At 64.9% G+C, this 19,538-nt stretch carries 18 protein-coding genes; 5 read left to right on the top strand and 13 right to left on the bottom strand.

Annotated features, from left to right (window positions below):
- Window positions 1–98: 98 nt before the first annotated feature.
- The 3 genes from Q0602_RS02030 to Q0602_RS02040 form a co-directional block, all read right to left on the bottom strand.
- Complete coding sequence (locus tag Q0602_RS02030) at window positions 99–1,625, bottom strand: tripartite tricarboxylate transporter permease (RefSeq protein ID WP_298838151.1); 1,527 nt, start codon at window positions 1,623–1,625, stop codon at window positions 99–101.
- Window positions 1,626–1,627: 2 nt separating this feature from the next.
- Window positions 1,628–2,170: a tripartite tricarboxylate transporter TctB family protein gene (locus Q0602_RS02035; RefSeq protein WP_298838154.1), complete on the bottom strand. Its 543-nt coding sequence runs from the start codon at window positions 2,168–2,170 to the stop codon at window positions 1,628–1,630.
- A gap of 80 nt (window positions 2,171–2,250) precedes the next feature.
- Complete coding sequence (locus tag Q0602_RS02040) at window positions 2,251–3,231, bottom strand: tripartite tricarboxylate transporter substrate binding protein (RefSeq protein ID WP_298838156.1); 981 nt, start codon at window positions 3,229–3,231, stop codon at window positions 2,251–2,253.
- Between the two features lie 298 nt (window positions 3,232–3,529).
- Here Q0602_RS02040 and glnE point away from each other — a divergent pair, with 298 nt between their 5' ends.
- Both glnE and Q0602_RS02050 read left to right on the top strand, forming a co-directional pair.
- Complete coding sequence (gene glnE / locus Q0602_RS02045; RefSeq protein WP_298838159.1) at window positions 3,530–6,490, top strand: bifunctional [glutamate--ammonia ligase]-adenylyl-L-tyrosine phosphorylase/[glutamate--ammonia-ligase] adenylyltransferase; 2,961 nt, start codon at window positions 3,530–3,532, stop codon at window positions 6,488–6,490.
- A gap of 68 nt (window positions 6,491–6,558) precedes the next feature.
- Window positions 6,559–7,176 carry a YrbL family protein gene (locus tag Q0602_RS02050; protein WP_298838162.1) on the top strand — a complete coding sequence of 206 codons (618 nt, stop codon included), beginning with the start codon at window positions 6,559–6,561 and terminating at the stop codon, window positions 7,174–7,176.
- Window positions 7,177–7,251: 75 nt separating this feature from the next.
- On the opposite strand, the gene Q0602_RS02055 is transcribed toward Q0602_RS02050, so the two are convergent.
- The 6 genes from Q0602_RS02055 to Q0602_RS02080 form a co-directional block, all read right to left on the bottom strand.
- Entirely contained in the window at window positions 7,252–8,199 is a 948-nt protein-coding gene (locus Q0602_RS02055) for a rhodanese-related sulfurtransferase (RefSeq protein WP_298838164.1), read from the bottom strand.
- A 245-nt stretch (window positions 8,200–8,444) separates the two neighbouring features.
- On the bottom strand, window positions 8,445–9,371 hold the full coding sequence (locus Q0602_RS02060; RefSeq protein ID WP_298838167.1) for an ornithine cyclodeaminase family protein: 927 nt from the start codon (window positions 9,369–9,371) through the stop codon (window positions 8,445–8,447).
- Window positions 9,368–9,850, bottom strand: coding sequence for an OsmC family protein (locus Q0602_RS02065; protein ID WP_298838170.1), 483 nt, complete (start codon window positions 9,848–9,850; stop codon window positions 9,368–9,370). Before Q0602_RS02065 ends, Q0602_RS02060 begins: the two co-directional genes overlap by 4 nt.
- A 15-nt stretch (window positions 9,851–9,865) precedes the next feature.
- On the bottom strand, window positions 9,866–10,501 hold the full coding sequence (locus Q0602_RS02070; protein ID WP_295035556.1) for an FMN-binding negative transcriptional regulator: 636 nt from the start codon (window positions 10,499–10,501) through the stop codon (window positions 9,866–9,868).
- Between the two features lies 1 nt (window position 10,502).
- The gene (locus Q0602_RS02075; protein WP_298838175.1) at window positions 10,503–11,249 is read right to left on the bottom strand and encodes a GNAT family protein; all 747 of its coding nucleotides are present in this window, start codon (window positions 11,247–11,249) and stop codon (window positions 10,503–10,505) included.
- Window positions 11,250–11,253: 4 nt separating this feature from the next.
- Window positions 11,254–11,748 (bottom strand): GNAT family N-acetyltransferase, encoded by a 495-nt coding sequence (locus tag Q0602_RS02080; protein ID WP_295035558.1) that lies wholly within the window; start codon window positions 11,746–11,748, stop codon window positions 11,254–11,256.
- A gap of 94 nt (window positions 11,749–11,842) precedes the next feature.
- Between Q0602_RS02080 and Q0602_RS02085 the strand changes: the two genes are divergently transcribed.
- Window positions 11,843–13,294, top strand: coding sequence for a PLP-dependent aminotransferase family protein (locus Q0602_RS02085; RefSeq protein WP_295035575.1), 1,452 nt, complete (start codon window positions 11,843–11,845; stop codon window positions 13,292–13,294).
- A 26-nt stretch (window positions 13,295–13,320) separates the two neighbouring features.
- Here Q0602_RS02085 and Q0602_RS02090 read toward each other — a convergent pair whose 3' ends face one another.
- Window positions 13,321–14,586, bottom strand: coding sequence for a mechanosensitive ion channel family protein (locus Q0602_RS02090; protein WP_298838178.1), 1,266 nt, complete (start codon window positions 14,584–14,586; stop codon window positions 13,321–13,323).
- Window positions 14,587–14,745: 159 nt separating this feature from the next.
- Entirely contained in the window at window positions 14,746–15,261 is a 516-nt protein-coding gene (locus tag Q0602_RS02095; RefSeq protein WP_298838181.1) for a YchJ family metal-binding protein, read from the bottom strand.
- Window positions 15,262–15,409: 148 nt separating this feature from the next.
- On the opposite strand from Q0602_RS02095, the gene Q0602_RS02100 reads away from it, so the two are divergent.
- Together Q0602_RS02100 and Q0602_RS02105 are read left to right on the top strand one after the other, a co-directional pair.
- Window positions 15,410–16,123 (top strand): DUF3581 family protein, encoded by a 714-nt coding sequence (locus Q0602_RS02100; RefSeq protein WP_295035564.1) that lies wholly within the window; start codon window positions 15,410–15,412, stop codon window positions 16,121–16,123.
- A gap of 169 nt (window positions 16,124–16,292) precedes the next feature.
- Window positions 16,293–17,099, top strand: a complete 807-nt coding sequence (locus tag Q0602_RS02105; protein WP_298838186.1) for an ion transporter — start codon at window positions 16,293–16,295, stop codon at window positions 17,097–17,099.
- Window positions 17,100–17,317: 218 nt separating this feature from the next.
- On the opposite strand, the gene Q0602_RS02110 is transcribed toward Q0602_RS02105, so the two are convergent.
- A complete protein-coding gene (locus Q0602_RS02110) occupies window positions 17,318–17,806 on the bottom strand; it encodes a nitrite reductase (NAD(P)H) small subunit family protein (protein WP_298838189.1) in 489 nt (162 codons plus the stop codon).
- On the bottom strand, window positions 17,803–19,538 hold a 1,736-nt coding region (gene nirB / locus Q0602_RS02115; protein ID WP_298838192.1), incomplete at its 5' end, for a nitrite reductase large subunit NirB. The genes nirB and Q0602_RS02110, both read right to left, overlap by 4 nt.

Genomic DNA, 19,538 nt, shown 5'->3' on the forward strand with positions numbered 1-19,538 from the left:
GAACGGCTGCCCTTGGGCAGCCGTTTCCGTGATGGTGCTTCGATACCGTCCGCGCCAAGCGTTGGCTTCGAATCGCGCATGGCCGCGACAGGCTCCTCCTATGCGGGCCGTGTTCCCAGCCCGTTATCCTTGGGCTTGCGAATCACCATGAAGTAGAAGAACACCGCGGTCAGCGCGATGAAGAAGAGGCTGTCCGGGCTGGTGAAGAAGATCAGCGGGTTACCGTCGTTGATGGAAAGCGCTCGACGGCAGTACTCCTCCAGGCTCGGACCGAGCACGAACCCCAGCAGCAGGCAGACGGTGGGATACTTCTGCTTGCGCAGGTAGTAGGCCAGCACGCCGAACACCAATGCCAGCGCCATCTGGAACGTGGAGTAGGTGGCCACGTAGCTGCCCACCAGTGCGACGATGGCAATGCTCGAGTAGAGCACGTCACGGCGGATCGACACGATCTTGAGAAAGTAGGGGCCGAGCAGGTAGAGCGTCAGCGGGATCAGGATCAGGGCGCTGACGAACAGCGAGGCGAACATCGGCGCGATCAGGTCGAGCTGCTGGGTCATGAACTGCGGGCCGGGCTGGAGGCCGTTGATCACCAGCACGCCGAGCACGATGGCGGTGGTCGGATCGCCGGGGATGCCGAACGTCAGCATCGGCACGAACGCGCCGCCGCACATCGAGTTGTTGGCGCATTCTGCCGCCGCGATACCTTCCGGGTTGCCCTTGCCGTAACGCTCCGGATGCTTGGAGGAGCGCATCGATTCGGCGTAGGAGACGAAAGCCGCCATCGAGCCGCCGGCGCCGGGGAGAATGCCGACCGCGTAGCCGATGACCGCGCTTTTCAGGTAGCGCAGCGCGCCGATCTCGCGGACTTCGGAGAGCGGCGGGATGAAATCGCGACGTCTCACCTTGGCCGCCTTGATCATGCTCGGGTCGACGGTGCGGGTGCTACGGCTGTCGGCTTGGACCAGTAGCTCGCTGATGGCGAAGGTGCCGATGATCAGCGGCATCATGTCGATGCCCTGGACCAGCACGCCGGTGCCGAAGGTGAAGCGGGCCAGCGGCTGGACCACGTCGATGCCGATGGTGGCGACCATGACGCCGAACAGGGTCGCGATCATGCCCTTGGTGATCGATCCGCGCTGGGAAATGATGATCACGATCAGCGCAAAGGCGATCAGCGAGAACTTGCCCGGCGTGCGGATCAGCAGGGCCACGTCCGCCGCCAGCGGCGCCATCACCATCAGCAGCAGGGCGCCCAGCGAACCGCCGATCATCGAACCCAGTGCGGCGTGACCGAGCGCCTTGGCACCCTCGCCGCGCTGCTGCATCGGGTAACCTTCCAGGGCGGTCATCATCGACGAGGGCGCCCCGGGAATGTTGATGGTGGTGGCGGTGATGCTGCCGCTGCACATCCCGGCCATGAAGATGCTGGCGCAGGCGACCAGCGCCGTGGTCACGTCGAGGCTGTAGGTCAGCGGCAGCAGCAGGGCAATGGCCAGTACCGAGGTCAGCCCCGGCACCGCGCCGAAGAAGGTGCCGATCAGGAATCCCCCGATCATGTAGAGCAGGGTTTCGGGATTGGCGAGGGCGGCGAAACCACCCAGCAGCCCGGAGATCGCGTCCATGATCATTGACTCCAGAGAGTGGGCAGGCGGACCTGGAAGACGACCTCGAACAGCAGGTAGCCCGCCAGGGTGATGGCAATGGCGGCGATCAGCTTGGTCAGCCATTTATCGCGGAAGCCACCGCCGAACAGACAGCAAAGCAGCAATACGTAGACGAACGTCGCGACGAAGTAGCCGATCAGATCGAACGCCAGCAGATAGCCCGCCGTCAGCACGACGACGCCGATCGCGCCGAGGGAGAGCCCGGCGTACTGGCGGCCGCTGGGAATCTCATCGTGGCTTTCCGCGTCGATGGACGACGATTCGGCGGATGCCCTGGCCCTGCCGCGCAGCGCATGAATCATGGCGCAGGAGAGCGCAATCAGCATGATGATCGCGGTCGCGATGGGGAAGAAGGACGCGGTCATGTTGCCGGCCTTCATCGGTGGCCCGAGCTGGATCGCCGAGACCAGATAGATCAGGGTGATGATCGCGAGCGCCGCTGGGACACAGAATTCACCGCCTAGTCCAGCGCGTCGGGAAGAGTGCGGAGATGATGGTTTCAACGACATAGGGCACCTGAAGTCGCAGCGCTGCGCCATGCGAACGGCATGGCGCAGTGTGGATAGGAACGAACGCGGGTGGCTTATTTCTCCAGCACGCCCTGGTCGACCAGATCGTCCATGGTGTTGAAGAGCTGCTGCTGGGTATCGCTCGCCCACTGGGTCACGTCGTCGGCTCCCAGCCAGGCGGGCGTCACGCCGATCTGTTTCAGCCACTGCTGGAATTCGTCACTCTCATAGGCCTTGTGGTACGTGGCTTCCAGCTTCTCGATCACGTCGTCCGGCGTACGCGCCGGGGCCACCATGATGATGAAGCTGCCCATCTGCAGGTCGAGGCCGGTATCGGTCTCGGTGACCGGCGGTACATTGGGGAAGCCTTCATTCTGAGTGTCGGAAAATTCGACCAGACCGCGCGCCTGGCCGGACTCGATCAGCGGTGCCAGATCGCCGAGACTGGTGACGACGGCATCGACTTCGCCGTTGAGCAGGGCTTCCTTTTGCGACGCTGCGCTGTTGTCGTAGGAGACGATCTTGAACTTGGCGCCGGTCTGTTCCTGGAGCTGCAGCAGCGTCAGGTGGGTTCTGGCCCCCATGTTCTGGATGCCGACGCGGATACTGCTGGGCTTCTCCTTGGCCGCGGCGATCAGGTCGTCCAGCGTCTTGTAGGGAGAGTTTTCCGGCACGGTGATCGCATCGGCTTCGCTGGTGATGCGCGCGATCATGCGCATCTTGTCCATGTCGAAGCCGGGCAGCATGTTCTTCCACGGGATCGTGATGATGCTGTCGTAGGTGATCGCGGCGATGGTCTGCCCGTCCGGGCGCGCTTTCATCAACTGGAGCAGGCCGGTTGCGGTCATGCCGCCTTCCACGTTCTCGACATACATCGAGACGGGCAGCGACTCTTCGGCGATGTTGGAGGCCTTGCGAACGATGGCGTCGGTACCGCCGCCGGCGGCTGCCGGCACGATGACGCGGATATCCCGATTCGGGAAGTCGGCTTGGGCGGTGCCTACCGTCAGTGATGCCAGGCAGGCGATTCCCAGCAGGGTTTTCTTGAACGTCATGAGGTAATCCTTGGCAGTGGGTGGACTTCGAGAGCGGGCCGGCAGATTGAGGAGCGCTTGTGATTGTAGGAGTGCACATGGACCCGGCTGATTGGCTTGTGCCTTTGTAGTCGGTTTATTCGTACGATGTAATACAACCTTGGTTTGACACCGTGCATCTGGCCTAGCCACGGCGCCAATCGGTCGAGGCATCGGCACTTAGTCAACGACCTTCGTCGCTTGGGTCTCGCTAGAGGCTTTCGTTATGCTGGTCGGGCCTATCCGCGTTGACCCGCCCATCGCCTGCCTGGAGCCCCTGATGCCGTTACCCGAGTGCTGGTTTGCCGACATGGATCTCCCCGCGGAGCTGGAAAGTGCCAGGCGCGAAGCCAGGCAGCGGCTGGATGAGGCGTTAGGCGCCGGCGTGGAGCCGGCGGTCGCCGAGGCGTGGCATTCGCTGGACGGGACCCGGGGAGGCGAGCTGGCCCGTCTGGTGCTGCTGTCGGACTTTGCGCTGGATGCCCTGGCTACGCGCCCGGCGCTGTTGCCCGCCGCGCTGGAGATGGGCGAGCTTGAAGCGGCTCCGGACCGGGCGCTGCTGGAGGAGATACTGCGCGAGGCGCTGGCGATGGCGGACAGCGAGGAGACGCTTCACCGCGTCTTGCGTCGTTTCCGCCAGGCGCGAATGCTCGGCATCGTCTGGCGCGACCTCAACGGTGGCGACATGTGGCGGACCGCCCGCGCCGTCTCCGAACTGGCGGAAATCTGCCTCGAAGGGGCGCTGGGGTGGCTCGAGGGGCATTTCGCGGCCCGCTGGGGGACACCGGCTCCACGCGCCGACGGCGCGGCCCAGCGCCTGATCGTGCTGGGCATGGGCAAGCTCGGCGCCGGCGAACTCAATCTCTCCTCGGACATCGACCTGATCTTCGCCTTTCCCGAAAAGGGCACCACCCAGGGGGGAGCGCGAGAGTACGAGCACCAGCAATATTTCACCAAGCTGGGGCAGAAGCTGATCGCCGCACTGGACGCGATCTCCGCCGACGGCTTCGTGTTCCGGGTCGACATGCGACTGCGCCCGCTGGGCGATGGCGGGCCGCTGGTCGGCAGCTTCAACACCTTCACCAGCTACTACCAGGACCAGGGGCGGGAGTGGGAGCGCTATGCCATGCTCAAGGCGCGCCCCGTCGCCGGCGACATCGATGCCGGATACCAGCTGCTCGGTGAACTCAAGCCTTTCATCTACCGCAAGTATCTCGACTTCGGTGCGATCGAGTCGCTGCGCGACATGAAGGCGATGATCCATCGCGAGGTCAAGCGGCTGGGACGGGACGACAACATCAAGCTGGGGCGAGGGGGGATCCGGGAGGTCGAGTTCGTGGTCCAGGCGTTTCAGTTGATACGTGGCGGCCGGGACACCGAACTTCAGGTGACCTCGCTGCGGGATGCGATGTCGCAACTGGTCGCGCTGGAGCTGCTGCCGCAGGCGGTGGTCGACGAGCTGCGCGAGGATTACGTCTTCCTGCGGGATCTGGAACATGCGCTGCAGGCGCAGCAGGACCGCCAGACGCAGACGCTGCCGGGCGACCCGGAGAACCAGGCGAGGTTGGCAATGGCCATGCGGATGCCGGACTGGGGAGCGTTGAGAGAGGCGCTCGCGGCCTGTCGTGAGCGGGTGCGACGTCATTTCGACGCGGTGATCGCCGATCCCGATGACGAATCGCCGTCCCCGGAGGACGAGACGGGCCGGCACGACGTCGCCTGGCGGCAGCTGTGGCAGGGGGAGATGGACGACGCCGAGGCGGAGCGAACGCTGGCGGCGGCAGGCTTCGAGCTGCCCGAGTCGCTGCGGCGACTGGGCGCCTTCCGGGACTCCCGCGGCGTGAAGTCGATGCAGCGGATCGGCTACGAGCGTCTCGATGCCGTCATGCCGCTGCTGCTGGAAGCGGCGGCGGAGAGCGAAGCGCCGAGCGTGGCCCTGGAGCGCGTGCTGCCGCTGATCGAGGCGGTGCTGCGGCGTACCGCCTACCTGTCGCTGCTGCGCGAGAATCCGCAGGTGCTGCCGTCGCTGGTCCGGCTCTGCTCGGCCAGCCCCTGGATTGCCGAACAGCTGGCCCGCCATCCCATCCTGCTCGACGAGCTGCTGACCCCCGCGACGCTCTACTCGCCGGCCGACAAGCAGCGGCTGGCGGATGAACTGCGCCAGACCCTGGCGCGGATTCCCGAAGACGACGAGGAGGGGTGGCTGGAGGCGATGCGGGTCTTCAAGCAGACCCAGGTGCTGCGCGTGGCCGCCTCCGACATCGCCGGGGGGCGCGTGTTGATGAAGGTCAGCGACTACCTGACCGCGATCGCCGAGGTGGTGCTGGATAGCGTATTGCGGATGGCGTGGCGCTCGCTGACGGCACGATACGGCCAACCCAGCGCCCGGGATTCGGCGGATCAGGCGGGTTTCCTGATCGTCGGCTACGGCAAGCTGGGTGGCATCGAGCTGGGATACGGCTCCGATCTCGACCTGGTGTTCCTATACGACGCCGCGCCGCAGGGCGTCACCGACGGTGCCAAGTCGATCGACAACCTGGTGTTCTTCACCCGTCTGGGCCAGCGGATCATTCATCTGCTCACCGCCACCACGCCAAGCGGCACGCTCTACGAGGTCGACATGCGCCTGCGCCCTTCGGGCAATGCCGGGTTGCTGGTCTCCTCGCTGGACGCGTTCGCCGAGTACCAGCGCAAGGAGGCCTGGATCTGGGAGCATCAGGCGCTGGTGCGCGCGCGGGCGGTGGCCGGCGACGATGCCCTGGGCGAGCGTTTCGAGGCCGTCCGCCGGGAAGTGCTGGGGCGAGAGCGCGACTGCGACGAGCTGCGTCGGGAAGTGGTCGGGATGCGGCACAAGATGCGCGAGCATCTGGGTAGCGGTGCCGAGGCAAGAGAGGCGGGGCAGTTCCACCTCAAGCAGGATGCCGGTGGCCTGGTGGACATCGAGTTCATGAACCAGTACGCCGTGCTGGCCCTGTCGGCAACGACGCCGGCCCTGCTCGAGGTTACCGACAATATGCGGCTGCTGGATGCGCTGGCCCAGAGCGGCAGGTTACCCGAGCAGGATGCCCGCGATCTGCAGGCGGCCTATCTGGCCTATCGCGACGCCAGTCACCGGGCGGCACTGGCCAAGGGGCGCAGCCTGGTGTCGGGGGAGGTCTTCGCCGATCATCGCGACACCGTCTCCCGGCTGTGGGATCGCTGGATGCGCCCGGCGTCCGACGATGAGACGAAAGATCACTGAAAACACCGTTTGATTAAGATAACATTAACGGGTCATGACGCCTGCGTTACGGTTCGGAGTGGCCCACCGTGTATCGACTTTCCCATCTCAATGAAATTGCCCACGGCAACGATCGGGCGATCTACCGGCATCCGGATCGGCCCGAGCGCTGCATCAAGGTGCCCCGCTTTCCCGAGCGCGGCAGCCACCAGAACGAGCGGGAACAGGTCTACTTCGACGTTCTGAAGGCGCGCGGCCTCGACGACTGGCGCCATGTCCCGGAATATTTCGGAGCGGTGGAGACCGATCATGGTCCGGGGCTGGTGTTTGGGCTGGTGACCGATGCCGATGGCCAGATCTCCTCCACCATTCGACAGTACCGTGATCGGGGCGAGACGGCCTGGTTCGCCACCCGTGCGTTCGCCGACGAGCTTCAGGGGCTGTATCACTATCTTCGCGACAACTGGATCGTGCCGTCCGATATCAACGACCGCAACATCGTCTGCCAGCGCCTGGCCGACGGCTCTCGGCGGCTATGGCTGATCGACGGCGTCTCCAATCCGGACTTCATGCCGCTGGCCAACGTCTGGCCCTGGTTCGCGCGTCATAAAGTCGATCGGCGGATGCGACGTTTCTTTGCCAAGTTGAGTGGCTACGGCTTGCTGCCCGAACCGGACCGAAAGGAGCTGGTGCGCAGCGCGCACTGAGCCGGCCCCGGCGACACCCTCGGCGTTCGAATGACGGCCTCCCGAAGCGATCGGGAGGCCGTTTTGCATCCGGCGTCAGGCGTTCGACGTTTCGCGCGGGTTGCGGCCGATCGGATGCGGCTGGTTGCGGGCTCGGGCCAGCTCGATCTGCTTCTGCCGCTCGCGGGCACTGGCCCGCGTCTTTTCCGGTAGCGAATCCCAGCAGTGGGGGCAACTGATCCCCGGCGTGTACTTGTCCGACGACTGGTCCGCGGTGGAGATCGGCATGCGACAGGCATGGCACTGCTCGAACTCGCCCTCGCTCAGGTCGTGGCGAACGGTGACCCGGTTGTCGAACACGAAACAGTCGCCGCGCCAGCGGCTCTGTGCCTCCGGCACCCGCTCCAGATAGCTCAGGATGCCCCCCTTGAGGTGGAAGACTTCCTCGAATCCCTCATTGAGCATGAAGCTCGACGCCTTCTCGCAGCGGATGCCCCCGGTGCAGAACATCGCCACCTTCTTGTGGCGGCTGGGATCGTAGTGTTGCCTGACGTACTCGGGGAACTCGCGGAACGACTTGGTCCTGGGGTCGACCGCACCCTCGAAGCTGCCGATGGCCACTTCATAGTCGTTGCGGGTATCGATGACCAGCACCTCGGGATCCTCGATCAGCGCGTTCCACTGCTCCGGCTCGACATAGGTGCCGACCCGACGGTTCGGGTCGACGTCGGGTACGCCCATGGTGACGATCTCGCGCTTGAGCTTGACCTTGGTGCGGTAGAACGGGTGCGCGTCGCAGTAGGACTCCTTGTGGCCCAGCTCGGCAAAGCGGGGATCGCGCTTGAGCCAGCCGAGCAGCGCGTCGATGCTCTCGCGGGTGCCGGAAACGGTACCGTTGATGCCCTCGTTGGCGAGCAGCAGCGTGCCCTTGATATCGAGGCGCTGCATCTGGGCGAGCAGCGGCTCGCGCAGGGCTTCGAAGTCGTCGAGAGTGACGAACTGATACAACGCCGCGACTACGATCGCGGGATCGCTTGATGACATGCTCAGACTCCTGGTAGTCGCCCTCGCAAAGGGCGGACCGGGTTGATAAAAAGGGCGCGGTCACGGGCGCCTTGGACAGTTTTCTGGCGCGGTCACGGGCGCCTTGGACAGTTTTCTGGCGCGGTCACGGGCGCCTTGGACAGTTTTCTGGCGCGGTCACGGGCGCCTTGATAGCCGAACGCCGCGCATTCTACGCCGCTGAGCGTCGGCGTCCAGTGACCGAGCGTCGCAGCGGGCGGTGCGGGCTACCGCGCGGTTGCGGCGATATAGCGGGCAATCATCAGGTCGAGGTGGGCACCGCCACCATTCTTGAACACGGTGATATCGCTCTCCGCCTGGCGGCCCGGGGCGCCGGCGAGCAGGTCGCGAAAATCGGCGAGGACGTCGGCCTCGGCGATGACGCCGGCGGCGAGGGGAATCTTCAACTCGCCGATATGGCCGAGCGTGGTCTCGCGGCTGTCCACGAACAGCCGGGCCTTCTGCAGCAGCGTATCGTCCGCTTCACGCATGTCGGCCTTGAACGCGCCGATCAGGTCGACATGGGTGCCTGCGCGGATCCACTCGCCCCGGAGGAACGGGGTTCGCGCCATGGTGGCGCTGGCGATGATATCCGCCGATCCGGCCGCCGTTTCCAGGTCGCTCACCGCCACCACGTCCAGGCCGCGAGCTTCACAGGCGCTGGCGAGAGCCCGTGCCTTGTCGTGAGTCCGGTTCCACAGGCTGATGCGCTCGAGGCCGGGGAACAGGGCGGTGTAGGCGTCGATCAGGCTGGCCGCGACATTGCCGGCGCCACAGATGAGCAGATGGCGGCTCTCCTGCCGGGCCAGCAGCAGCGCGCCCAGCACGGAGTCGCTGGCCGTCTTGATCTCGGTGACCAGTCGGCTCTCGATGATCGCCTTCAACTGGCCATCCTCCGGGGCGAAATAGAGCATGGCGCCCTGAACGGTATCCAGGCCGCGGGCGGCATTGCCGTCGAAGACGGTGACCGCCTTGGCGCCATAGCCGATGCCGGGGATGAAACAGGAGCGATTGAGCAGCGTCCTGTCGGCAGGCCCCAGGAAGGTGTCGTCGATCTCCGGTCGGGCCGCGAGATGGCCTTGGCGCAGGGCCTCCACGGCGCCGGCCCAGGAGAGCCGGTCGCGGGCTTCGGTATAGGTGATGAGTCGGGTCATGGGGTCTCTCGGGGTTCGACGATCTCGGTGACGACGGCGGTCTTGACCGAGTTGGCGATGAAGCAGCCCCGGTGGGCCTGGTGGTGCATCGTCTCGAGCTGTTCGGGCGTCGGTCGGCGCTCGCCGGAAAACGTCACCGCCGGGCGTAGCGTGACCTGCGTCATCGCCAATCGGCCGGCGTCGTCCTTTTCCAGCACGCCGACGGCGTTGTCCTCGTAGTGCTCGACGACGAAGCGTCGTTTGGCAACGATACCGAGAAACACCAGCATATGGCAGCTGGAGAGCGCCGCGACGAAGGCTTCCTCGGGATCGACGTTGGCATCGACCGAGTAGGGGAGCGGGACGATATGGGGAGAGGAGGAGGCCGGGACCGTCACGCCGCCATCGAAGTGCCAGTGATGGCCTCTACTGTATTGGCTATCGATGAAGGTCTCCGTTAGCTGACGCTGCCAGCGCACGATTGCGTTGTATTCGGACATAGGGCTTTCCCGATCTCATTCGATTCCACTTAGGGTTTTGGCATTATCGGGAGGGTGACCGTATTCGCTTTGAAGACCCTCAAGAATGGCCTCGCGCTCCTCGATAGGCTTGTTCTGGCTCGCCTTGCGTTTGCCCTCGATGCGCTGGATGGTCAACTCGACGCCGACGATGGCCCGACACATCTTGGTGATGAAATCCGCCGGCGCGTCGTCGATCGACCAAGGTAAGGCGCGTTCGCGCTCGAAGCGCTCGGTCAGCGCGCCTACCACGCCATACAGCCACGCGGGGTCGTCGATCAGATGCAGTCTGCCATGGACATGAACCACTTCGTAGTTCCAGGTGGGGACGACCCTGCCGTGCGCCTTCTTGGCCGGATACCAACTAGGCGTGATATACGCCTGGGGGCCGTGAAAGATCGCCAGCGCCCGATGATCGAACGCGCGCGATGCCAACGGGTTGGCCCGAGCGATATGCCCGCGAAGCCTACCCCCCGACAGGTTGCCCTCGGCGGGTTCGAACAAAAGCGGCAGATGGTCGGCGGTTAGCCCGCTTTCGGCGCCGTGGGTGACCAGCGTGGCAAAGGGCGATTGCTCGATGGTCAACTGCAGGGTTTCGGCATCGTCGAGTCGAAAATGGCTCGGTTGGTACATGCTAGCGCTCACTTCTCGTCAGTTGCTCGGTCATGCTCGACAGCGATCGTCGTTGGCGCCCGTTGGCGTCGAAGTTCTCGGCTGCGAGCCACTGCTCGTGGCAGGCGTGGATCGCCGGCCACTCGTCGTCGACGATCGAGAACCAGGCCGTGTCGCGGTTGCGTCCATTGACCACCCGGTGCTGGCGGAAGACGCCCTCCGGACGGAAGCCCAGCCGCTCGGCCGCGCGTCGGGACGGGACATTGAGGGAATCGCATTTCCACTCCACGCGGCGGTAGCCGAGCGCGAAGGCGTATCGAATCAGCAACATCAACGCTTCGCTGGAGATCGGCGTTCGTGCCATGCGTACCGAGAAGTTGAGATGACCGATCTCCAGCGTGGCGTCGGCCGGGACGATGCGCAGGTAGGTTGCCATGCCCACGGCCTGGCCGTCGGCCGGATCGATGATGGCGTAGCAGACCGGGTCGCTGTCGCCACTCATCGCCTCCAGCCAGTGCTCGCATCCCGCCTGATCGTCGAAAGCACGGCCGCCCAGGTAGGTCCAGCGTGCCCTGGCCTCGCGATCGTTGGCGATATCGGGATCCGGCATCTGCCACGCTTGCCATAGCGATGGCGCATGCCGGCGTGGATCGAGCGGCTCCAGACGACAGAAGCGACCTTCCCGGACGTTCGCGTCCGGAAAAGGTGGCTCGCACCAGTTCGGGATATCGCCGCCCACGGGCTGGCCGTATTCGTTGGTTGTCGTCATGGCATCAGACACTCAACAGAAAGGTGTGGAAGGCGTCGTCGCGTTTCCAGCCGAGCGCGCGGTAACGGGACTGGGCGGCGGTGTTGTCGACCTGGGTGCGCAGCATCAGTTGGGCAACGCCGTGGTCGGACGCCAGCTCCCTGGCGGCCTGCAGCAGGGCGCTGCCGATGCCGCGGCAACGACCCTCGGGGACGACGAAGAGATCGTTGAGGATCCAGCGCGAACCGAGGGTGGTGGTCGAGGGTACCGGGAACAGCTGGGCGAAGCCGACGGCGGTGCCGCCAGCGTCATGGGCCACCAACAGGTGAGCGTCTCCGCGCCGGTAGCGTTCGCCCAGAAAGGCCCGGGCGCCCTCGGGGTCGCTTGGCTGTCGATAGAACTGGCGGTAGCCATCGACCAGCGGTGCGATGTCGTCGATGTCTTCGGGGGTGGCGATGCGGATGTCGGGCATGCGGGGCTCCAGCAGGATCGGCGTGACTTGCCAGCAGTCTGGCGTCATGCTGGTTCTTCGATAAGAGCCAGTTAACGCAGGAGCGAGGGAACCAGTGAAGCAGCCCAATGCGCATCGCCCGTGGATCGTCGAAGCGTTGACGATGCGCCTCGCCACGCCGTCGTCGCTGACCCTGACCCAGCGCCTGTACCAGTCGCTGCGAGACTGGATCCAGCAGGGCAAGCTCAAGCCGGGCAGCGCGCTGCCCTCGTCGCGGCAATTGGCGCGCGAGCTCGGGCTGGGTCGCAACACCGTGCTGGGCGCGGTCGATCGATTGACCGCCGAGGGGTTCCTCGAGAGTCGGCCCGGCGCGGGGGTGTTCGTCGCCGAGTGGGGCGCGGCGGCGGTGGCGGGAAGGCGTCCGATGCCGGAGAGGGTGGCCGTATCGGCGGCACTTTCCGGCCGCGGCCAGCGCATTCTCGATGTCAGCGGCGTGTTGAGCGATCGCCACGCCGCCTTCGTGCCGGGCGTGCCCGCGCTGGACCGGTTCCCGCGCGAGCGCTGGCAGCGGTTGCTGCGTCGTCACCAGCAGCAGGCGCCGCTGGAGTGGCATGACTATCAGCATCGGGGAGGCGTGCCGGCACTTCGCGAGGCGCTCTGCGACTATCTGCGGTTGTCGCGATCGGTACGCTGCCGGCCCGATCAGATCCTGGTGACCCAGGGCGCCCAGCAGGGCTTCGAACTGATCGCCCGGTTGCTGGCCGATACGGGGGAGACGGTCTGGATGGAGGAGCCGGGCTACGGCGGTGCGCACGCCTGCTTCCTCGCCGCCGGGCTCGACATCGTGCCGGTACCGGTGGATGACGAGGGCATGGCAATCGCCACCCTGCCGTCCTCGGTGGCGACGCCCCGGCTGATCTACGTGACACCCTCGCACCAGTATCCCAGCGGCGTGACGATGAGTCTCAAGCGACGCACGGCGCTGATCGAAGCGGCCCAGCGTCACGGCGCCTGGATCGTGGAGGACGACTACGATAGCGAGTTTCGCTATGCCAGCGCGCCGATCGCCTCGCTACAGGGGCTCGTCGACGACGCACCGGTCATCTACGTCGGCACCTTCAGCAAGGTGATGTATCCCGGCTTGCGCTTGGGCTATCTGGTACTGCCGGATCCCCTGGTCGAGCCATTTCGGCGGGCCAATGCGCGACTCCACCGCGAGGGGCAGTACGTGGCACAGGCCGCGCTGGCGACGTTCATTACCGAAGGGCATTTCGCGCGCCACGTCTCGCGGATGCGGGAACTCTATCGGCAACGCCAGGCGGCCTTGCGCCATGCGCTGGCCCCGGCGGTGGCGAATGGCCTCGTGCTGTCGGCGGGAACGGCGGGCATGCACCTGGTTGCCGAATTGGAAAGCCCGGCGCTGGAGGCCGAGCTGGTCTCTCGGGCAGAGCAGGCGGGGGTGCTACTGTCGCCGCTATCGCGCTATTTCCTGCGCGCTCCCGCCCGGCCAGGCCTGGTGCTGGGGTACGCCGGCGCCACCGACACCGAGATCGCCGCGGCTGGCCGCTGGCTGAGCGATGCCTGGTGCGCGCTGGGTCATCGTGGCGGGGCCTAGCCCCGAGATCGCCGCGCAACCGGGGATCAGGCGTCGCCCTCTTCCTGGGAATCGTCGGCGGGGCCCGGGGCCCTGGAGGGTTGGCGTTTACCGCGGGAAGAGCGGGGCGCGCCGTCGCCGCTGTCACCCGATTTCCGCTCACGGTCCAGTTGGGTCCCGTCTCGTTCGCCATCCTCGCGATCCAGGCCCTCGGGAAGATAGAGCCGAGATGCCGGAAGGGCCAGGCGGGCGCCGTGCCGGTCGATGATGTCACGGATCTTCAGCAGGATGGTCTGCTTGATCTCATGGAATCGCTGCCAGTCCGTCTCGTGGGTGAAGGCGTAGATCATGATGTCCAGCGAGTACTGACCGTAGGTGACGAAATTGACCGTGATCAGCTCGTCCTGGTTGATCTCCTCGTGTTGCTGCAGCAGGTCGCGAATATCGCCGGTGATGTTCTCGATCTTGCCGATATCCTGATAGCGGATACCGATGGTCTCCCACAGGCGGCGGCTGACCATCCGCGTCGGGGTCTCGACGGAAATCTGGCTGAACCAGGCATTGGGCACGTACAGCGGCGGCCCGGCAAAGGTCCGCACCGTGGTGAGGCGCCAGCCGATGTCCTCGACGATGCCCTCGATCTGGCGCTCGGGCGAGCGGATCCAGTCGCCGACCACGAAGGGCTTGTCCAGATGGACCACCATGCCGCCGAAGAAGTTGGCGATGACGTCCCGCGCGGCAAAGCCGATGACCAGACCACCGAAACCGCCCATGGCCAGGATGCTCGACATCGACACCCCCAGGATCTGCAGCCCGATCAGCAGCAGCGTGACGATCAGCACGGCGCCGACGATCTTGGTCAGCGCCGATGCCGAGGTCGGGTCGACGGGCTTGGCATGGCAGTTGACCGGTGGGAATACCAGCCGCTGCTCCAGCCGCCGGAACAGGCGAATGCCGCCCCAGGCGACGAGCAGCAGCGTGATCAAGGCGCCGAGACGCGAGAACACGGTGGTCAGGCGCTCGATCTCGAAGTGCGCGCCGATGATGCCCAGGTCGACCATCAAGGCGGTGATCCAGACCCACCAGCGCAACGGCAGACGCAGGCCGTGGAGGATGGGGTCGTCCCAGCGGCGGGGCGAATCGCGCAGGCGGCGCTCCATCCGGTTGAGGGTGAAGTACAGCGCGAGATCGATGATGAAAGCGACGAGGAGAATCAGCGCCGGGAGCACTATCCAGCCGGGGATGTGCAGCCACTGGCCGAGGGCTTCCTGCGCTTGGCTGAGGAGGTTGGTGGCGCTATCGGAAATTTCCATTCACCTGCTTTTCGTGTTCGCACATCGAAGCGCCATGGCGCCTCGAAAGGATTGATGGGCACACCGGAGCGTCGCGGATGGTGCATCGACAGGAGAAAAGCGTAGCGGGGCGCCGCAGCGCGGTCCACTTGCCTGCGGCTCGGCCATGGAGAAGCGGTGTCAGCGCAGGCAGCAGCGTTTGGCTTTGCTGCCGCTTCCACACGGACAGGGAGCGTTGCGCGACGGGCTTCCGGCGGGAGGTGGATCGATGACGCCATCGATGTAGAGCCAGTCGCCGCGATGACGCCGGAAACGAGAGCGCTCGTGAAGCGTCTGGACCGGTCCGGCGGAGACGGCGTTCCAGGGACGAAAGCGCGCCTTGAATTCGACCGTGGCCTTCGCTCCGGTCGTGCGGGTGCCGACGATCTCGAGGCCCAGCCATTGATTGTCCCGCCGGTCGAGCGCTGCGCTCGTGAGGGTCGGCTCGATCGCGTCGGGATCCCAGGTTCTGACCAGGTAGCTGCCCAGCCCGCCCAGCGCAAAGGCCGAATAGCGGGAGCGCATGAGCGCCTCCGGCGTCGGTGCGGTTTGCTCCAGGCGATGGTAGATCCCGCAGCAGCGATCGTAGTGCCAGCCACTGCCGCAGGGACATGAACGGGGATCCGACGCTTCGTTGACTGTGGTTGGAACATTCATTTGGGTAAACTACGCTATCATTTGTCTCTAAATGTTAATGGTGCGCTGCGCTTTGAACGAAGTTGTGGTACAAGAGCGGCGCCGATTGTCAGAACCATCGTCAAGCCAGAACCAACGCCAAGTCACTCGACATGTGGGTCGACCACCTATGTTTCTCGACGAGTTCCATTCTACCGACGCGAACCGTATCTGTATCACGGCGGAGCAGGCCAGTCGGTTCGCGCGACAGATCGCGGGCGATTACAACCCGATTCACGATCCCTGCGCGCGCCGCTTCTGTGTCCCGGGCGACCTGCTGTTCGCACTGGTGCTGTCTCGCTATGGATTGTCACAGCACATGACCTTCCACTTTTGCGGGATGGTGGGCGATCGCGTGGCGCTGAGCTTCTGCGAGGAGGAGGCGGGAACCGTCAGTGTCGTGGACGAAAACGGCAAGCGTTATCTGAGCGTCAAGCGCAGCGGCTGGACGATCCGCGACCCCGCCACGGTGGAGACCTTCACCCGTCGTTACGTCGCCTTTTCGGGTCGCAACTTCCCGCATTACCTCAAGCCGCTGCTCGAGGAAAAAGGCGTGATGTTCAATCCCCGGCGTCCGCTGGTGATCTACGACAGCATGGGGTTCTCGCTCGAGGATCACGATCCCTGCGATCTGGATCTCGATTTTGCCGGTGCCAACCTGGACGTGAAGGGCAAGCGCGGCGAAGCGCACCTCGAGTTTCGCATGAGCTGCAATGGCCGTGACGTGGGTATCGGCTCCAAGAAACTGGTCATCAGCGGCCTGCAGGACTACGACGCGGAGAAGATGGATACCTTCGTGACCAACTTCGCCCAGTTGAAAGCCGCCAATCCCTGCTCGGCCTGACACCGGGATCCGGTGAGCGCGTCGACGCCGCCTCCAGGCCGCGCTTGAGGCCGCATCAAACCGGACGATTCGCGTTTTACCGACCAAACCGCTGATAATGTCATTCACCCCGATCCTGCCGCGGTCCAATGGTCGCCGGTGCGGGTCGTTCACGTGAATGGGACTCGTCGTGAAAGAACACGTTACGCCGTTTCAGTTTTTTATCCTGGCGCTCTCTTTCTATGTCCTGGGGGCCATGCTCGCCGACATATTCTTCGCTTTGCCCCCCGAGATCAGCCGGCTCTTCGACTATCTGGATTACCTGGTCTGTTTGTTCTTCTTCATCGACTTCTGCCAGCGGTTCTATCGGGCGCCCAGCAAATGGCGCTACATGCGATGGGGGTGGCTGGACCTGCTGGCCTGCATACCCGCGGGATGGTTCCAGGCGGCGCGGCTGGTGCGAGTCGTTCAGGTCATTCGCGTGCTGCGCGCGTTACGGTCGCTGGAGTTGATCTGGCAACTGCTGTTCCGCAATCGCGCCGAGGGCGTGCTCGCCTCGGCCGCGACCGCTACCGTGATGCTGGTGGTGCTCGGCGCGATGACGGTGCTGATGGTGGAGACCCCGAATCCCGCCAGTCCGATCAATACCGCCGAGGAGGCGCTGTGGTGGGCCGTGGTGACCGTCACCACGGTGGGCTACGGCGATTACTATCCGGTCACCACGATGGGACGCGTGGTGGCCGTGATGCTGATGGTCTGCGGTGTCGGCCTGTTCGGCAGTTTCGCCGCTTACGTCAGCTCGCTGTTCGTCGAGGACCAGGGCGAGTCCGAATCGCGCCAGCACAAGGCGAACCGGCGGATGATGCGCCATATGATCGAGCAGGTGAGCGAACTTCAGTTGGAGATCGAGTCGTTGCGACAGGAGCTGCGCGACCACCGCCAGGAGTTGGCCGAGCGCCATGGGGGCGAGCGCGGCGGCGATAGCACGGAGCGATGAGAGCGATTGCGATATTGCATTGTCAGGGAAATATAAGGGTGCTAACATATTTCCATCGAATGCAGGATTCCTTCGCAGCAGTCGTTCGAGTCGCGTCTCCTAGTAACACCCCGCCTCGCCCGCGCATCCCCCCCTCTTGCGCGGGCTTTTTTTGTGCCGGCTTCAAGGGCCCGGCGTTGTCGCAAGCCCGCGGCTATCAGTCTTTGTCGGGCAGCCTGTCAGGCACGGATCGTTCGTGGCTCCCGCAGCATCACGTCGTCGCCGTCGAAGGCGACCGACCAGTGGCGCAGACACTGACCGGGATCTTCCAGGCACTGGCCATCTCTCAGCCGAAAATGGTGCTTGTAGATCGGTGAGGCAACCACCAGCTCCCCTGCGAGGTCGCCAATAATGCCGCGGCCGATCACGTTGGCGCTGGAAAACGGATCGTGGTTGTCCACGGCGTAAAGCTCACCGACGGCTTCGGGTCGGGTAGACAGCTCACCGACGGGCTCGGGTCGGGTAGACAGCTCACCGACGGCTTCGGGTCGATTAGACGACTCACCGGCCGCTTCGGGCCGACCCGGTAGATAGAAAATCGCGATCTGATGGCCCTCGTGCCAGGCGACGACACCAGAGCCAGCGACCAGATCCTCCCGCGAGCAGAGGCGGACACGCTTTTTTCCCGCCACGGCGAGTTCAGAGGCTTCGAGAATGGCAGTGCTCATGAGGTAATCTCCGTAGCCAGGGCGGCGATTTCTTCTTCTCTAGCCGGGCGCGGTTGATCGCGCTCGCTGACCGCAATGATGTCCGGATCGCTGCGCTGGTCGTTGACGAAAGTCCGGAAACGCTTGAGCTTGTCCGGATCCTTGAGCGCGTTGGCCCATTCACACTCGTACTGATCCACCACGTGCTGCATCTGGGCCTCGAGTTCATGCCCCAGCCCCAGGCTGTCCTCGAGGATGACCGCCTTGAGATAATCGAGCCCGCCATCGAGGTTCTCGCGCCACACCGAGGTACGCTGAAGGCGATCGGCGGTGCGGATATAGAACATCAGCAGCCGGTCGATGATGCGCAGCAGTTCGGTATCGTCGAGATCGGTGGCGAACAGCTCGCCATGGCGTGGGCGCATGCCGCCATTGCCGCACACGTAGAGATTCCAGCCGTGCTCGGTGGCGATCACGCCGATGTCCTTGCTCTGGGCTTCGGCGCACTCCCGGGTGCAGCCGGAGACGGCGAACTTCAGCTTGTGCGGCGAGCGCAGCCCCTTGTAGCGATTCTCGATTCTCAGTGCCATGGCCACGCTGTCCTGCACGCCGTAGCGACACCAGGTGTTGCCGACGCAGGATTTCACGGTGCGGGTGGATTTGCCGTAGGCGTGGCCGGTCTCGAAGCCGGCGGCGATCAGCTCGCCCCAGATCTCCGGAAGTTCGTGCAACTGGGCGCCGAACAGGTCGATACGCTGGCCGCCGGTGATCTTGGTGTAGAGATCGTACTTCTTGGCCACCGCGCCGATGGCGAGCAGCTTGTCCGGAGTGATCTCCCCACCGGGAATACGCGGCACCACCGAATAGGTACCGTTCTTCTGCATATTGGCCATGAAGGTATCGTTGGTGTCCTGCAGCGGCACCAGCGAGGGGTTGGTGATCGGCGCGTTCCAGCACGAGGCCAGGATCGAGGCGACGGCCGGCTTGCAGATATCGCAGCCCAGCCTTCCCTTGCCGTGACGGGCATGGAGCGCCTCGAAACTTTGAATGCCCTCGACCCGCATGAGGCCGTAGAGCTCCTGGCGGGTATAGGCGAAGTGCTCGCAAAGGCTGCGGTCGACTTCGACCCCGCGACTTTCCAGCTCATGCTCGAAGACCTGCTTGAGCAGTGCCGTGCAGCCGCCGCAGCCGGTGCTGGCCTTGGTCTCGGCCTTGAGCGTGCCGAGGTCGGTGCAGCCGGCGTCGACCGCCTGGCAGACAGCCCCTTTGGAAACGTTGTGGCACGAGCAGATCGTGGCACTTTCCGGCAGGGCATCCGCGCCCAGCAGCGGCGCGCCCTCGCCCTGGGGCAGGATCAGGCTGGCCGGATCGGCGGGCAGCGCGATGCCGTTCTGCACGTACTGCAACAGCGTGTCGTAGCCGCTGTTGTCGCCCACCAGCACGGCGCCCAGGGCGCGCTTGCCGTCGCCGGAGACCACCAGTCGGCGGTAGCCGTGGCCGGCTTCGTCGATGAAGCGGTAGCTCACGGCGCCTTCGGTCGACGCATGCGCATCGCCGATGGAGCCCACGTCGACGCCAAGCAGCTTGAGCTTGGTCGACATGTCGGCGCCGCTGAACGGCTCGCCGCTATCGACCAGGCAGCCGGCTGCCGTGCGCGCCATGGTGTAGCCGGGGGCGACGAGGCCGAAGACCTGGCCGTTCCACAGCGCGCATTCGCCGATGGCGAAGATGTCCGGATCGGAGGTGTGGCAGG

It is taken from the genome of uncultured Salinicola sp. (assembly GCF_937921195.1).
Taxonomy (GTDB): domain Bacteria; phylum Pseudomonadota; class Gammaproteobacteria; order Pseudomonadales; family Halomonadaceae; genus Salinicola.

Excerpts from the sequence above, each read along its gene's own strand:
- Q0602_RS02055 (WP_298838164.1), bottom strand. The coding sequence starts at position 8,199 with ATGTCATCAAGCGATCCCGCGATCGTAGTCGCGGCGTTGTATCAGTTC.
- Q0602_RS02100 (WP_295035564.1), top strand. The coding sequence starts at position 15,410 with ATGTTTCTCGACGAGTTCCATTCTACCGACGCGAACCGTATCTGTATC.
- Q0602_RS02110 (WP_298838189.1), bottom strand. The coding sequence starts at position 17,806 with ATGAGCACTGCCATTCTCGAAGCCTCTGAACTCGCCGTGGCGGGAAAA.
- Q0602_RS02030 (WP_298838151.1), bottom strand. The coding sequence starts at position 1,625 with ATGGACGCGATCTCCGGGCTGCTGGGTGGTTTCGCCGCCCTCGCCAAT.
- Q0602_RS02090 (WP_298838178.1), bottom strand. The coding sequence starts at position 14,586 with ATGGAAATTTCCGATAGCGCCACCAACCTCCTCAGCCAAGCGCAGGAA.
- glnE (WP_298838159.1), top strand. The coding sequence starts at position 3,530 with ATGCCGTTACCCGAGTGCTGGTTTGCCGACATGGATCTCCCCGCGGAG.
- Q0602_RS02080 (WP_295035558.1), bottom strand. The coding sequence starts at position 11,748 with ATGACGCCAGACTGCTGGCAAGTCACGCCGATCCTGCTGGAGCCCCGC.
- Q0602_RS02060 (WP_298838167.1), bottom strand. The coding sequence starts at position 9,371 with ATGACCCGACTCATCACCTATACCGAAGCCCGCGACCGGCTCTCCTGG.
- Q0602_RS02085 (WP_295035575.1), top strand. The coding sequence starts at position 11,843 with ATGCGCCTCGCCACGCCGTCGTCGCTGACCCTGACCCAGCGCCTGTAC.
- Q0602_RS02075 (WP_298838175.1), bottom strand. The coding sequence starts at position 11,249 with ATGACGACAACCAACGAATACGGCCAGCCCGTGGGCGGCGATATCCCG.
- Q0602_RS02095 (WP_298838181.1), bottom strand. The coding sequence starts at position 15,261 with ATGAATGTTCCAACCACAGTCAACGAAGCGTCGGATCCCCGTTCATGT.
- Q0602_RS02070 (WP_295035556.1), bottom strand. The coding sequence starts at position 10,501 with ATGTACCAACCGAGCCATTTTCGACTCGACGATGCCGAAACCCTGCAG.
- Q0602_RS02040 (WP_298838156.1), bottom strand. The coding sequence starts at position 3,231 with ATGACGTTCAAGAAAACCCTGCTGGGAATCGCCTGCCTGGCATCACTG.
- Q0602_RS02065 (WP_298838170.1), bottom strand. The coding sequence starts at position 9,850 with ATGTCCGAATACAACGCAATCGTGCGCTGGCAGCGTCAGCTAACGGAG.